Source organism: Galbibacter mesophilus (genome assembly GCF_023721415.1).
Taxonomy (GTDB): Bacteria; Bacteroidota; Bacteroidia; order Flavobacteriales; family Flavobacteriaceae; genus Galbibacter; species Galbibacter mesophilus.
Genome location: NZ_JAMQVC010000001.1, coordinates 1,147,516 through 1,162,736, shown reverse-complemented (window position 1 = coordinate 1,162,736; position 15,221 = coordinate 1,147,516). Strand labels below are relative to the sequence as shown.

Annotated in this window: 13 protein-coding genes; 7 read left to right on the top strand and 6 right to left on the bottom strand. The window is 38.6% G+C overall.

Translation table 11 applies throughout. The features are described 5' to 3' along the window. Positions 1-68: 68 nt before the first annotated feature. On the bottom strand, positions 69-1,271 hold the full coding sequence (locus NDQ75_RS05010; RefSeq protein ID WP_202028299.1) for a porin: 1,203 nt from the start codon (positions 1,269-1,271) through the stop codon (positions 69-71). Between the two features lie 336 nt (positions 1,272-1,607). Here NDQ75_RS05010 and NDQ75_RS05005 point away from each other — a divergent pair, with 336 nt between their 5' ends. Next, a complete protein-coding gene (locus tag NDQ75_RS05005) occupies positions 1,608-2,945 on the top strand; it encodes a deoxyguanosinetriphosphate triphosphohydrolase (protein ID WP_202028298.1) in 1,338 nt (445 codons plus the stop codon). A 30-nt stretch (positions 2,946-2,975) separates the two neighbouring features. On the opposite strand, the gene NDQ75_RS05000 is transcribed toward NDQ75_RS05005, so the two are convergent. Both NDQ75_RS05000 and NDQ75_RS04995 read right to left on the bottom strand, forming a co-directional pair. Beyond that, on the bottom strand, positions 2,976-4,001 hold the full coding sequence (locus tag NDQ75_RS05000) for a DUF3078 domain-containing protein (RefSeq protein ID WP_202028297.1): 1,026 nt from the start codon (positions 3,999-4,001) through the stop codon (positions 2,976-2,978). Positions 4,002-4,053: 52 nt separating this feature from the next. Beyond that, complete coding sequence (locus tag NDQ75_RS04995; RefSeq protein ID WP_202028296.1) at positions 4,054-5,826, bottom strand: 1-deoxy-D-xylulose-5-phosphate synthase; 1,773 nt, start codon at positions 5,824-5,826, stop codon at positions 4,054-4,056. 147 nt (positions 5,827-5,973) lie between these two features. On the opposite strand from NDQ75_RS04995, the gene NDQ75_RS04990 reads away from it, so the two are divergent. After that, complete coding sequence (locus NDQ75_RS04990; RefSeq protein ID WP_202028295.1) at positions 5,974-7,236, top strand: Y-family DNA polymerase; 1,263 nt, start codon at positions 5,974-5,976, stop codon at positions 7,234-7,236. A gap of 2 nt (positions 7,237-7,238) precedes the next feature. After that, positions 7,239-7,670 carry a LexA family protein gene (locus tag NDQ75_RS04985; protein WP_394368761.1) on the top strand — a complete coding sequence of 144 codons (432 nt, stop codon included), beginning with the start codon at positions 7,239-7,241 and terminating at the stop codon, positions 7,668-7,670. A 290-nt stretch (positions 7,671-7,960) separates the two neighbouring features. On the opposite strand, the gene NDQ75_RS04980 is transcribed toward NDQ75_RS04985, so the two are convergent. Further along, on the bottom strand, positions 7,961-9,109 hold the full coding sequence (locus NDQ75_RS04980) for a DNA polymerase III subunit (protein ID WP_202028293.1): 1,149 nt from the start codon (positions 9,107-9,109) through the stop codon (positions 7,961-7,963). 289 nt (positions 9,110-9,398) lie between these two features. On the opposite strand from NDQ75_RS04980, the gene NDQ75_RS04975 reads away from it, so the two are divergent. Next, entirely contained in the window at positions 9,399-10,589 is a 1,191-nt protein-coding gene (locus tag NDQ75_RS04975; RefSeq protein ID WP_202028292.1) for a phosphoglycerate kinase, read from the top strand. Positions 10,590-10,777: 188 nt separating this feature from the next. Here NDQ75_RS04975 and NDQ75_RS15905 read toward each other — a convergent pair whose 3' ends face one another. After that, positions 10,778-10,912 carry a hypothetical protein gene (locus NDQ75_RS15905; RefSeq protein WP_262895540.1) on the bottom strand — a complete coding sequence of 45 codons (135 nt, stop codon included), beginning with the start codon at positions 10,910-10,912 and terminating at the stop codon, positions 10,778-10,780. A gap of 183 nt (positions 10,913-11,095) precedes the next feature. Here NDQ75_RS15905 and NDQ75_RS04970 point away from each other — a divergent pair, with 183 nt between their 5' ends. Both NDQ75_RS04970 and NDQ75_RS04965 read left to right on the top strand, forming a co-directional pair. Continuing rightward, on the top strand, positions 11,096-12,682 hold the full coding sequence (locus NDQ75_RS04970) for a lytic transglycosylase domain-containing protein (protein ID WP_202028291.1): 1,587 nt from the start codon (positions 11,096-11,098) through the stop codon (positions 12,680-12,682). A 202-nt stretch (positions 12,683-12,884) separates the two neighbouring features. Next, positions 12,885-13,895 (top strand): DUF4837 family protein, encoded by a 1,011-nt coding sequence (locus NDQ75_RS04965; protein WP_202028290.1) that lies wholly within the window; start codon positions 12,885-12,887, stop codon positions 13,893-13,895. A 93-nt stretch (positions 13,896-13,988) separates the two neighbouring features. Here the strand turns inward: NDQ75_RS04965 and NDQ75_RS04960 are convergent, their stop codons facing one another. Further along, complete coding sequence (locus NDQ75_RS04960; RefSeq protein ID WP_317191279.1) at positions 13,989-14,186, bottom strand: Sec-independent protein translocase subunit TatA/TatB; 198 nt, start codon at positions 14,184-14,186, stop codon at positions 13,989-13,991. 165 nt (positions 14,187-14,351) lie between these two features. Between NDQ75_RS04960 and NDQ75_RS04955 the strand changes: the two genes are divergently transcribed. Further along, positions 14,352-15,221 carry a M23 family metallopeptidase gene (locus NDQ75_RS04955; protein ID WP_202028693.1) on the top strand — a complete coding sequence of 290 codons (870 nt, stop codon included), beginning with the start codon at positions 14,352-14,354 and terminating at the stop codon, positions 15,219-15,221.

The window sequence follows — 15,221 nt, the reverse complement described above, 5'->3', positions numbered from 1 at the left end:
TAAAAATTCGCTTTCGCAAAACTTCTTAGGGTTCTGCCATTTAGCTCCGCAAAAGTACTAAGTTTCTATTAGAAATGAACATCAACTTGTAAGCGGGCCATTAATTGATTGCTACTTTCAATTACCGAAAGGTAGCTAATATCTGTTTGTACCTTTAATTTATGTCCGACCAAATATTTAGAAACACCCAATGTATACTGGTTTTCTGTTGGTTTGCTCGTAATGGCTCGATCAAGGTCAATATTACTGTAACGAGCGGCTACTTCCCAATTATTCTTAAATAAATACCCTCCTTGTAAATTCAGTCCGTTTCCTACTTGCACCACTTGTCCGGTTGTGGTTCCATCTGAATTTTTAGCAATTGGATCATCGGCATTTCTATCGGCATACTCCCCCATAAACGAAAAACCTTTGTATTTAAATACTAAATCAACAAACAAGGTTGAAATGGTAGTTTGGTATAAACCTATATCATTTTCCATATACGTTCCCATGTTACTTCTTGTACGCACAGCATTCGCATTTATATCGTACGTAGAAGCCAACATAAGTTTTGGTGTTTCTTCCCTTTCCAAAGCAGAACCTTCATATTCATTATCATCGGTGAAAGCTCCAAATGGTAATAATTCTACTCTACTTGTATATTGGTAACCTCCAATGTTTCCCACCACAACATTACGTCCTTCCCCTTGGGAAAAAGCAAAAATTTCACGTACTAAAAATTTGGGTCCGAAAGTATGGGAATGTCTTAGTTGCGCACCAACATCTCGATCTATGTTAAATCGAGCGTTCAGCAAAGAACGATCAACCAGCTGAAGGTCTCCGGAAGAAATTACCCGCTCCACGTTTCCAGGCAATTTTGTCTGTCCAAACCATAAAACAAAATTCTTGTAGAAATTCCATTTTACCACCGCATCTAAAATATATCTTGGTGTATTTCCTGTGTAGATAGATCCTCCTGAAATGTCTCGATTGGAAAGTCCGAGCTCAAATTTATACTCAAATTTGTCACTGAACGCAAATCCATCAAACTTCAATCGGGCTCGTCTCACGAGAAAATTCGATTCAAAGTCATTGTAATCTCCATCATTTCCACTCCATGTGCCACTTCCTAAAAGCTGCATTCTAGCCGCAAATTTCAAGCTCCAGGTGCTATCCTTTTGCACAAAATTTAAAATTCCTTTACCAAAGCGCGGCGCTTCAATTTGTTGTGCGTTCACTTGCGTGCATAACAATACGAACAGCAATGCTGCCGATAAAAAATACTTCATTTACATTTTAGTTTTTGTCGCTGCAAAGAACATATTTCAATGTTAAGAAATTGTTTCCTGTGTATTAACTTATCAAGAAATAATCCCTTAAAGTTACTAAAAAAGGGCTGCTCCGTCGAGCAGCCCACATATTTCCATAACTAAGTCGACAAAAACTAAAAGTTAATGAAATATCATTCTATGTAAATGAGCCCCAAAAATCACTTTTTAACTTCAATTGAATGTAAAGAAATAATTAACTTACTATTAATTATAAATATATATCCTTCTATAATTTCAAAAAATGTTGAGATATTTTCATGTAGCTACAGTATCTTGCAACCATAAACTATTACAATGAATTGGGAAGAATTACTATCGCTTAAAAGATATAACGACAAACATAAAAGATTACGAAAGGAGCAGGATGAAACCCGTTTGGGCTTTGAGGTTGATTACGATAGAATTATTTTTTCTTCCGCATTTCGAAGTTTACAAGACAAAACCCAAGTTATACCACTTTCCAAAACCGACTTTGTACATACCCGCCTTACCCATAGCATGGAGGTTTCTGTAGTAGGCAGGAGTTTAGGAAGAAGCGTTGGAACAGCCATTTTAGAAAAACATCCCTATTTAAAAGATACCTACGGATATAAATTCAACGACTTTGGGGCTATTGTTGCGGCGGCGGCGCTGGCCCACGACATTGGCAACCCCCCATTTGGACATAGTGGGGAAAAAGCTATTGGGGAGTATTTTAAAAATGGTAAAGGTGCCCAATACAAAGCACAACTCACCGATAAAGAATACCAAGACCTCATCGATTTTGAAGGAAATGCAAATGGTTTTAAAATTCTTACCCAGAGCAGAAAGGGTATTGTGGGCGGACTGCGATTAAGTTATGCTACCCTTGGCGCTTTTATGAAATATCCGAAAGAGTCCTTGCCTAAAAAGCCTACCCAACAGATTTCAGATAAGAAATTTGGTTTTTTTCAGTCGGAAAAAGAGACTTTTCAAGATGTAGCCAATGAATTGGGGCTAAAACAAACGCGAGAAGGAAACGATATTTCGTATGCAAGACATCCATTAACGTTTTTAGTGGAGGCTGCCGATGACATTTGTTATACCATTATCGATTTTGAAGACGGCATTAATCTCGGACTAATACAGGAAGAATATGCGCTTGAGTATCTTATAAAGTTGGTAAAAGACAGTATTAATACTGATAAATACCACTCGCTTACCACGAAGGAGGATCGTTTGGGTTATCTCCGCGCGCTTTCCATCAATACTTTAATTGCAGATGCCACACGAATTTTTCTTGAAAATGAAGAAGATATCCTTAACGGAAATTTTCACGTGTCCCTTTTGGAAAAAAGCAAGTATAAAGCTCAGATTGAAGATATCATCAATTTAAGTGTTCAAAACATTTACCGAAGCAACGAAGTTATTCAGAAGGAAATTGTGGGGTATAAAATTATTAACCAGTTATTGGACGTGTTCTGCAGTGCTGTAATACGCACAAGTGAAGGTAACGAGACAAATTATGATAAATTACTGCTGAATTTACTTCCAGAGCGCTATAAAATTACCACTGGTGGCTACGCCTCCCTTATGGCCGTAACTCAATTTGTAGCCGGCTTAACGGATGGAAACGCACTTTTGATTTTCAATAAAATAAACGGAAAAATCTAACTTTAGGAATTACAACAGCACATAAAAGAATTAAAAGTTGTAAACAACACCAACACCCAGTGACTGTTTAAATTGGATACGCGGACTAAAAGCCACGGTTTCTCCGGATGCCGTTTCGCGTTCTTCAAATTTCACGTCGTTATCGTAAATGAGTTGGGTGCCCACATTGGCCACGACATATTCATTCACTTTAAGCTCTACATCAAAAATCCAGTTTACATCTATATTTCCGAAGCTATTTAGATAATCGGTGTATAATGTTAATTGGTTAGAGAGAAACATATTTTCATAGATTTTTGTTTGGTATGACCCTGTTAACAGAATACCAAGCTCCGTACGAACGTTTTCCCCATCTCTAATTTTCGCCCCGTTGGCATCATATTTAGCGCCTTCCACACCAAAAGAACCTTGATCGGCCAAATCCTGGTCCAATACAAAAGTTGATTTTTGCGTTATAGGAGAAAAATAGAGTTCGAAATCTTTGTCTTCCGGTGAATATTCACTACCAAAACCGAATAAGAAGTATCCCGGAGCCATAAAATCAGAAATTGGGTTCTCGCGATCTGGATATTTATAACCTTTTGCAAATTGCGTATTGAAATTCGCCTTGGCGGAAAAATACCAATTGGAAAGGCTATTCATTTTAAAACCTAAGGTAGAGTTCACAGCGAAAGCGTCTTCTGTTTTCCGTAGTTTCTGACCTTCTTGGGAGTTTAAACCAAAGCGTACAATCATCTCATTGTTCCATTGTACTTTTTCGTGCTTATAATTTCTTTCGAAACGAGCATTTCCTAGCGCAGTGATCGAGTTGTTTCCCCCCGCATTCCAGTTTACAAAAGCTATTTCGCTAATATTGGCTCCAACTTTATTTACTTTGGTCCATCTTGCCGGAAGCGGTTTGTATTCTGTAATTATTTTGGATAAGTTAACTGTATCCTTACCAGAAATTATGTACACCTCTTTGGTCCTTGGATTGGTAAACACTTGCTGGTCGTCGTCTTGCGCCTGCGCTAAAAATGAGAAAAAGAAAAAACAGAGAATAGCAGAAACTCTCATTAGTACAAAAAATGATTAGTTAGGTTTTACAAAAATGATAAAAAAAGCAATGTTATAAAAATTTATTAAGAACAACGGCTATGCTTTCCGGATTAATGGCAGCCTGCTGTTGCAATTCCTCAACGGTGCCGTGTTCCATAAATTGTTTAGGAACTCCTAAATTTTCAATTTTTAAGGAATATTTATGTTTTACAGCAAATTCGCATATCGCGCTTCCCATGCCACCGGCCACAACATTATCTTCTATGGTAACCACCACTTTGTGGGATGTAAAAACCTCATGTAGCATCGTTTCGTCCAATGGCGCTACAAACCTCAGATCGTAATGGGATACTTTTTTGGAGGCCGGCAAACTTTCAATAGCTATCCTTGCATTCTCAGCCATACTCCCGACCGTAATAACGGCAATCTCACTTCCTTTTTTTAGCTGAACTCCTTTTCCTATTTCAATTTTCTCAAAAGGTTGCCGCCAATCCATCGTAACTCCTCGCCCTCTTGGGTATCGAATGGCTATCGGCAAATCCAATCCAAGTTGGGCAGTGTACATTATATTTCTTAATTCAATTTCATTACGTGGTGCAAAAACAATAAGGTTCGGGATACATCGTAAATAGGAAAGATCGAACACGCCGTGATGCGTAGCCCCATCCTGTCCCACCAGTCCGGCCCTGTCCAAACAAAATATAACTGGTAATTTTTGCAATGCCACATCGTGTATTACTTGGTCGTAGGCACGTTGTAAAAAAGTAGAATAGATATTACAAAAAGGCACCAGCCCCTCTGCGGCCATTCCTGCAGCCAGTGTAACGGCATGCTGCTCGGCGATGCCCACGTCAAAAGCGCGATTTGGGTATTTTTTCATCATATATTTCAACGAACTCCCCGTGGGCATTGCCGGTGTTATACCCACAATTTTTTTGTTCTTGTCCGCCAACTCAATGATAGTCGCTCCAAAGACATCCTGGTATTTTGGTGGCTCTTCTTTTCTTGGCTGTACAATAAGTTCGCCGGTGTGTTTGTTGAATTTCCCAGGCGCATGGTATTTCACTTGATCTTCCTCTGCCTTTTTTAATCCCTTTCCTTTGGTAGTTATGACGTGCAAGAATTTCGGACCCTTTTTTTTCTTCAATCTTTCCAATTCTTTTAATATCCTCGGAATATTGTGCCCGTCAATAGGGCCACTGTAATCAAAATTGAGGGCGCGAATGATATTGTTTTTTGCCAATTTCCTGTCCACCTTCACATTGGTAAGATATTCTTTTAACGCTCCAACACTAGGATCTATACCAATAGCATTATCATTTAAAATAATTAAAAGGTTTGCATCGCTTACACCGGCATGGTTAAGCGCTTCAAAAGCCATTCCGCTGGCAATGGAAGCATCTCCAATAACAGCGATGTGATGTTTTTCGGTTTCCCCTTTTAGATTAGATGCCATTGCCATTCCCAAAGCTGCCGAAATGGAGGTAGAACTATGCCCTACGCCAAAAGCATCATATTGGCTTTCTTCCCGTTTGGGAAAACCACTAATGCCATTTAATTGTCTGTTGGTATGAAAAATATCTTTTCTTCCGGTAAGAATTTTATGTCCGTACGCTTGATGACCCACATCCCAAACCAATTGATCAACCGGTGTATTAAAAGCATAATGCAATGCAATGGTAAGTTCCACCACACCCAAACTTGCGCCTAAATGTCCTTCCTTGGTAGATACAATATCAATGATAAACGCTCGCAGCTCTTTGGCGAGTTTGGGAAGGTCTTCTTTGGAAAGCTTCCGAAGATCTTCAGGGTAAACTATACTATCGAGTAACGCTTGGCTCATTCAGCAAAAATACAAAGTCTAGCGGGTTGTTTATATAAATCTTATAAGTAAAATTATACTATCCTCATCTAAATTTATAGAATTGCGTGCGGCAATAAATCTTACTCCGCGAGCAGACTCAACAACAAGATTAATTATCTTTGCAACATGTACGCTTTGGTAGACTGCAATAACTTTTATGCTTCGTGTGAGCGGGTCTTTCAGCCTATGCTCAACAACCGGCCTGTGGTTATACTTTCCAACAACGATGGTTGTGTAATTTCCCGTAGCGACGAGGCCAAAAAAATAGGCGTTCCCATGGGGGCTCCTGCGTTTAAGTACAAAGCCTTTTTTAAACAACATCAAGTGCACGTTTTCTCATCTAATTATCCTTTATATGGCGATATGAGTTCGCGGGTTATGCGTATTTTAAGGCAATTTACCCCTCTTGTAGAACATTACAGTATTGATGAAGCTTTTTTAAAGTTTTCAGCTTACGGAAATTTAGATTTTCAAGCGGAAGGTGAAGTTATTAAAAAGCGTGTTTTTAAATGGACTGGCATGCCCATAAGCATTGGGATTGCCCCTACAAAAGCGCTCACCAAAATAGCCAATAAAATTGCTAAAAAATACAAAGATCATACAAAAGGTGTGTATGTAATAGATACTGAAGAAAAACGTATAAAAGCCCTAAAATGGACAGAAATACATTCGGTTTGGGGCATTGGCCGTGGCAATACTCAAAGGTTACAGGCGCGGGGCGTTAAAACAGCATGGGGTTTTGTGAATTTGGACGATGCTTGGGTAAAAAGCCATCTCGGTATTGTAGGGCTACGATTAAAAAAGGACTTAGAAGGAGAGCCTACGCTAGGCTTGGAAAACGATGTTACTGCTCCAAAAAAGGCCATTGCTACTACCCGTAGTTTTGAATACACCTTTTCTGATCTGGAAAACTTAAAAGAACGCATTTCTACATTCGCTGGCAGTTGCGCTGAAAAACTTAGAAAGCAAAACAGTAGCTGTAACTATATGTATGTGTTTTTAAGGAGCGATAAACACAAAAAAGAAGAAACGCAGCACCGTCCCGAGTTTTTGGTCACCCTACCCTACGCAACCGATTCTACTTTAACCCTTGTAAAATACGCCACGCAAGCGGTGGAAAAAATGTATCAAAAAGGGATAAAATATAAAAAAGCAGGAGTTGTAGTTTCGGGTTTGGTGCCTGCCAATGCGCGCCAACTAGACTTGTTTATGGAAGAAGACCCAAAACATCACCACCTTATGAAAACCATAGATTCCATCAACACTAAATATGGAAGCCTAAAAATTAAAGTGGCCAACCAAGACCTAAAAAGAACTTGGAAAATGCGGCAAGAACATTTATCGCCCCGCTACACAACTAACATCGATGATATTATAAAAGTGAAATGAAAATGCAAAAGGACAAAATAACCTTTTTTACACCAGAGCATGGCACATCTATGGAGATTGGGATGGCCAATAGTGGCATTTCTGCGGGTTTCCCTTCACCTGCGGAAGATTTTAAAGAAGGTACCATCGATCTCAACTCCGTTTTAATTAAAAATCAGGAAGCTACCTTTTATGCACGGGTAAGCGGCCAATCTATGATAGATGCCGGATTGGAGGATGGCGACCTTTTGGTTATTGACAAAAGTTTAGAGCCTGCTAATGGAAAAATAGCCGTTTGCTTTATTGATGGCGAATTCACCGTTAAACGCCTGAAGCTAGAAAAAGACAACTTATTTTTAATGCCTGAAAACAAAAATTACTCCCCTATAAAAGTTTCTGAAGACAATCAGCTCATCATTTGGGGTATTGTTACCTATGTTATTAAGAAAGTTTAATTTGAAGAGGGTTTCGTTTCTTCTTTGTCGTTCGTTTCTCGCTTAAAAGCTAAGAACATAAAACTGTGAACAAGAGAAAAAAAAAACCAACAGCCTCGTAAATCTAAAATCGTAATTCGTTAATTTGCTTATTCGGTGAGTCGATAAGTCAATTAGTTAATTAGATAATGAGTTAATTTGTTAAAGAGGAAAAGTCATAGTTACTTACCTAAAAACTAAGAACATAAAACTTTTAGCTAAAAACTAGAAACCGCTCCAGTGTTAAATATCCAGCACCCAGCACCTAACCCTTACTCCTTGGCATGTAGCAATCGGGTGAGCTTAATGGAAAGGTCGGTTAGAATGATCTTTGCGTTTCCGTTTCTTTCAATGTGGTAAATAGCATCTTCCAATTCTTTTGTAATCTCCAAAATATTATTACCATGTACAAACGCGGCAAACTTTTCCAACTTGAAATTTTCAACTGAAAAATCCATAAAGGCGAGTTCTTTTGCCTGATAATTTACAAGCATCGCTTGGCGGAAAACATCCATGCAGAACAGCAAAAACTTTTTCTGTGTTTCACGGCCTGTTTTGGCTACCTCTTCACTCCAAGAAAGCAATTCGTGGATAATAGCTTTGTTCCCTCTTGCCTTGAATGCAGCGCGAACCCATACTACAAACCACTTTTCAAACACCAAATCTTCTGAGTCGCGGTTTACTAGATCGATCGCTTTGTTATAATTACCATTCGCCTGATGCGCAATTTTTACCGCCGTATTCTCATCCAAACCTTTTTTCTGCAAAGCTTCCGTAATTACCGCTTCGGCAAGGGGTGGAAAATGCAATACCTGACAACGTGAACGGATCGTTTGTATAATCTGCTCTTCATCTTCAGCAATTAAAATAAAGAAGGTTTTATTGGGTGGTTCTTCTATAAGTTTCAGCAATTTATTGGCGGCCGCCGTATTCATTTTATCGGCCATCCAGATTATCATGGCTTTATAACCACCTTCATACGCTTTTAAAGAAAGGGACTTTACAATATCCTGCGCTTCATCAACTCCAATTTGCCCTTGCTTGTTTTCAATCTCCAGCATTTGGTACCAATCGAATAAATTTCCGTAAGGCTGTTCTTTTAAAAACGTACGCCATTCAGCTAAAAAATGACTGCTCACGGGGTGCGACTTCACCTTGTCTGTGGTTGCCACCGGAAAAGCAAAATGCAAATCGGGATGCGAAAAATTATTCAGCTTGATATTACATGCACTGTTTCCGTTATCATTTTCCCCATCATTATTCCCACATAAAATATATTGCGCATAGGCAATGGCCATGGGCAACACCCCACTCCCTTCTGGCCCAACAAACAACTGGGCATGTGGAATACGGTTATTATCGGCACTGTACGTTAGGTGCTTTTTTATATGTGACTGGCCTAATATTTCGCTGAATAGCATGTTTTGTAATTATGGTGTGAAAGTAACTTTTCTGTTTTATACACGCAAGCCTTATCACTTTTCTTAACCGAATTCAACTGAAAAAGTCTTTGTAAAATAGGTTTCAGAAATTAATAGCAATTTAACTTTATAAAACGTTCAATCTTTTCCTAGCTAATGATAAATAATTAAATTTGCTGCTTAGTTAACCGAATAGTAAAAGGAAGCGCCCACAACCAAACAATGAAAACAGACAAAAATATTTACTCGGGCATTCCGTATCACCTTTAAAAACAATTAAAAACAACAGATGAAAACGATAGACGATTTTAATTTTGAAAATAAAAAAGCTTTAATCCGCGTAGACTTTAACGTGCCTTTGGATGCTGAGTTCAACATTACGGACACCAACCGTATTGAAGCAGCCAAACCTACCATTATTAAAATATTGGAAGACGGCGGGAGCGCAGTTTTAATGAGTCACCTAGGTCGACCTAAAGGAGAAGCCCGTGACGACATGTCTCTAAAGCACTTGGTTAATAAAGCTTCGGAAATCATTGGAGTTCAAGTTAAATTCGTAGAAAAATCCGTTGGTCGTGTAGCCGAAGAAGCTGTGGCTGCCCTGCAACCTGGAGAGGTTTTGTTATTGGAGAACCTGCGTTTTTATGCTGAAGAAGAAAAAGGAGATGCTGCCTTTGCGGAAGAGCTTTCCAAATTGGGTGATATTTATGTAAACGATGCCTTTGGTACTGCGCACCGTGCACACGCTTCTACAACGGTTGTTGCTAATTATTTTGGCGAGAACAAATGTTTTGGCTACCTATTGGCAAAAGAAATAGAATCGATTAAAAAAGTAATGGAAACGGGAGAAAAGCCAGTAACTGCTATCCTTGGTGGTTCTAAAGTTTCTTCAAAAATTACCATTATTGAAAATATATTGGATAAAGTAGACCACTTGATTATTGGTGGTGGTATGACATACACTTTTGTAAAAGCACAAGGAGGAAAAATTGGTGATTCCATTTGTGAAGACGACAAACAGGAGTTGGCTTTAAACATTCTAAAAGAGGCAGAAGCAAAAGGTGTACAAGTGCACCTTCCAGTAGATGTGATTGCTGCAGACGATTTTAATAACGATGCTGAAACACAAATTTGCAAGGTTACTGAAATCCCAGACGGTTGGCAAGGATTGGATGCTGGCCCAGAAACGTTGGAGGATTTTAAAGAAGTAATTTTGAACTCCAAAACCATTCTTTGGAACGGACCTATAGGCGTATTTGAAATGGAGACCTTCTCCAAAGGAACCATTGCCATTGGTCGTTTTATAGAAGAAGCTACTAAAAAAGGTGCTTTTTCCCTTGTTGGTGGTGGTGACTCGGTTGCTGCAGTAAAACAATTTGGTTTTGAGAACAAAGTAAGCTACGTTTCTACTGGCGGTGGCGCTATGTTGGAAAGCTTAGAAGGAAAAACATTGCCTGGTATTGCAGCCATTCAAGAATAATTTTTTCTGATAATATACGGAAGATGCCTCTCAATATTTTGAGGGGCATTTTTTTATGCTGGAAGTTAATTGATGCTAAACGGTAACACTTAAACAATATCCGCTTACCATTCAACAATATTCGCTTTGTTCACAACAATATCCACTTCATGCAAAGCAGGAAGCTCTTCACTTAAAACAATACCCGCTTAGTCTTTAGCAGGGTGCACTTCGGGAGCAACAATATCCACTTCAGTCGCAACAATATCCGCTCCGTGTTCAACAATACCGGCTCGGTGCACTACAATATGCACTCGGCACTCTGCAATATCCACTCCGTGCATTGCATAAACTGTTAAAATTTGAGAAATCCTATGAAAAAAAAGGATTTATCTTAACCATAATTCAAATGCTAAATGAACACCCAAACCACAAGAAATTGGGATTTAACAAAATTGATGTTTTTTTTATCAAAAAAAATACGATTTTTACAAATTGTTCGTTCAAATGAAAATATGTATTGATTGATGAAGAAAGTTTTTATCGTGCTGATGTTCAGCATTTTTAGTACCCTGACTTACGCCCAAAAAAAGACGAATACCACTCAACAAAAAGAACAACCCACCTTTACCGCAGATAGCGTTACCGTGGTGGAGGAAACTTTGTTGGAAGAGGCAGATTCTGTTTTGATTGACGGAAAGCGTTATATCCTTTCCGAAGAAAAAACAAAAATCTACGGATTTGCAGACCACCCTGAAGCTAAGAAAATAGACAGCCTTTGGAAAAGGGAGTTTTTTAGTACTGGATTATCCGATACACTTTACGCCGATATTTCCAACCTCAGCTTTGAACCGGTCGATTATGTTGACCTCCCGACTGATACTTTAAAAGCCCGTCTAGCAAAATTAAACCAAAAAACACCTTTTAATGTAGCTTACAATCCTTCGTTGGAAAGCGTTATTAAAATGTTTTTAAAAAATAAACGTGCATTTCTTACTAGGGTAATGGCACGAAGCAAATTCTATTTTCCACTGTTCGAACAGACGATGGATAACTATGATATTCCGTTGGAAATGAAATATTTGGCGGTAATTGAATCTGCCTTAAATCCGAAGGCAAGATCCCGAGTTGGCGCTACTGGAATTTGGCAATTTATGTATCCTACCGGAAAGATGTATGGCCTAGATGTGAGCAGTTATGTAGACGAACGCAGCGACCCCATAAAATCTACCGAAGCTGCCTGCAAATACTTAGGTAAATTATATGAGATTTTTGGTGATTGGGATTTAGCGTTGGCAGCTTATAATTCTGGACCTGGAAATGTTAGCAAAGCCATTCGCCGAAGTGGAGGTTCTAACAACTATTGGAATTTACGCCCGTATCTTCCACGGGAAACCGCTGGGTATGTTCCCGCATTTCTAGCCACTATGTACATTATGGAATATGCTGAAGAGCATGGCTTTGAAAGCTTTGCCTCTAATGAAGCTGGTTATTATTTTGAAACCGATACTGTGCAAATTAAAAAGTTGATTTCCTTTGATCAAATATCCGAGTATCTGGAAATCGACCGCGAGGAAGTACAGTTTTTCAATCCTTCTTACAAATTGGATATCATTCCTTTTATAGACGACGAAAATTACAGCCTCCGTTTACCAATGGAAGCTATTGGGAGGTTTGTTGCCAATGAGGATTCCATTTATGCAAGGGTAGCCAAAGAGCACGAGAAGAAAGAAAAAACCCTGCCCGAGCTTGTAGAAACAAGCGCCCAAATACGCTACCGCGTTAAAAGTGGTGATGTTTTAGGCACCATTGCAGAAAAGCATGGCGTGCGGGTAAGCGAAATCAAGCGATGGAACGGTCTGCGTAACAATAATATCCGTATTGGTCAGCGCCTAACTATATTCCCCACAAAACCAGTAGCGACTTCAACTAAAAAGACTTCAAGCTCCAGTAACAACAGTGCTTCCAAAGAATATATTGTGAGAAGTGGAGACTCTCTTTGGAGCATCGCTAAAAAATTTCCAGGAATTTCTGTTCAAAATATTCAAGAATGGAACGATATTAGTGGTAGTAAATTAACGCCAGGAACAAAATTGGTTCTTTGCAAGTGCTAAAAATAGCTTTTATTAATAGCTGGTTTAATTAGTTCCTATTGGTTTTTAAACATCCAGCTGTCAGGCTGAGCTTGTCGAAGCCCCTTATGAAACTTTATGTTGTTCTAGTTAATAATTGTTCTTTTTAGCCTAACACGTACGTATTTATTACCGCTGGCTTTGGTTACTTTCTGAAACCAGCATAACAAAAACCTAAAACACAATGAAAAAACTATTCTTTGGTATTTTCGTTTTTTTATTGATTCTTTCTTGTAAAGACAATAAAGAAGAAAAGTATCTTCCTAATTCGGTAGGCGCCATTAACACCTTATCCGTAGTTATCGATAACGACATGTGGAAAGGGCGCGTTGGCGATTCCATAAGAAAATATTATGCCGCAGCCGTAGACGGACTTCCATGGGAGGAGCCGTTATTTTCTATCCATCAAATGCCACCAGAAATTTTTACTGATTTTGCTCGAAATAGCAGAAACATTCTTTACGTAAAAAAAGACTCATCGGTGGTGGCCGGTCTTAAAGAAGATCTTTATGCCAAACCGCAACAAGTAGGCATTATAAAAGCTCCAACGGAAGATGAAATTATAGCGGAGGTTGCTAAAAATGCCCCTCAAATAATTGAAGCATTTAAAAAGAACGACATTAGGGAAAGTCAGCATCGATTTACACGTTCATTGAATAAAGAAAGTGCTTTAGAAGAAGAATTGGGTATTTCCCTTACCATGCCTTCTATTTATAAAATTGCCAAGCAGGAAGGAAACTTCTTTTGGATTGAACGTCAAATACGTAAGGGGACCATGAATATTTTGGTATATGAAATGCCTTTAAACAGCATCCCCAACGATTCTTCCCGAGTAGATGCCATTATTAAAATGCGTGATTCCATCGGAAAGAAATATGTTCCTGGTCGTGAAGAAGGCATGTATATGATTACTGAAAAAGCCTATGCGCCGTATGTTTTTGATAAAGAAATTGCTGGACGCGATGCTATAGAAACTAAAGGAATGTGGGAAGTGAAAAACTTTGCCATGGCCGGCCCTTTCATTAATTACATCGTGGAAGACAAACCGAATGATCGTTTATTGGTAGTAGAAGGATTTACGTTTGCTCCTTCTACCAACAAAAGGGATTATATGTTTGAGCTGGAAGCCGTGCTTAAAACTTTAGAGTTTACAGACCAAGACAACAAAGATCTCGCCAAAGCCACAACTGAATAGCGAAATAATTTTACTGAATATAAAACACTAAAAAGCCCATTTACATTGTGTAAATGGGCTTTTTAAATTCGTTATCGTAAAAAAGAATCTTATTTATTTGTTCTCTTTCGTATGATCAACTTTAGTTTCATCTTCTTCTTTTGAGGCATCTTTAAATTCTTTGATACCGCTTCCAAGACCGCGCATAAGCTCTGGTATTTTCTTGCCACCGAATAAAAGTAGCACTAAAATAACTACAATGGCTATTTGCCAAGGCCCAATCATTCCGAGAAAAATGTTCAATGATATCATCTTAAATAATTTTAGATAACAAATGTAAGAAGAAATGAAGATAATAGATCAACTTTTTTCTTAAAATCATCATTTTTACCGCATTGTATTGTTAGCTTCGTTAAAATAAAACAAAAATTTTACCAGCAGAAACGTGGTAACATCCTTATATTTATATTTGCGATGATGAGTAAAAAGAAAAGAAAAAGAAAGCAGCTTAAGAAAAAGCTACTCCATAAATACCGATTGGTTATTTTAAATGAAGATACTTTCGAAGAGAAGTTGTCATTTAAACTAAACCGATTAAACGTTTTCGTTTTAGGTACCCTATTCGCGGTATTTATAATTGCCTTTACCACATTGCTCATTGCTTTTACACCTTTACGGGAATATATTCCAGGATACTCATCCACGACATTAAAAAGACAAGCAATAGATCTTACCTACAAAGCAGATTCCCTTACCGCCAGGTTACGTGCAAACGAATTGTATTATGACAAAATCCAAAAGGTTTTAAAAGGCGAAATAAACACACAGACCATAAACAAGGATTCCCTTTTTGAAGAGTTTAAAAAAGACACCATCGTAGCCAATTTAAAACCCAACAAACAAGATTCTTTATTACGCGAGCGAGTTGCCAATGAAGACCGTTACAACTTGTTTGAATCGGCCACTGCAAACTCCGATTTTGTGTTGTTCCCACCCGTAAACGGTACAATATCGCAAAAATACAATGCTAAAGAAAAGCATTATGCCGTAGATATCATTGCTCCAAAAGACACCCCCATAAAGGCGGTTGCCGACGGGATGGTTATTTTTGCCGAATGGACTGCAGAGACGGGCTACGTATGTATTATTGAGCATGGCTCTGGACTCATATCCGTTTACAAGCACAATTCTTCTTTGAGTGTTTCTCAGGGGAATATGGTAAAATCGGGAGAGGTAATTGCAATTATTGGCAACACAGGAGAACTTACCACGGGTCCTCATTTACATTTTGAATTGTGGAGCGAAGGGTATCCTGTAGACCCCACAAATTATATTGATTTTCAATAA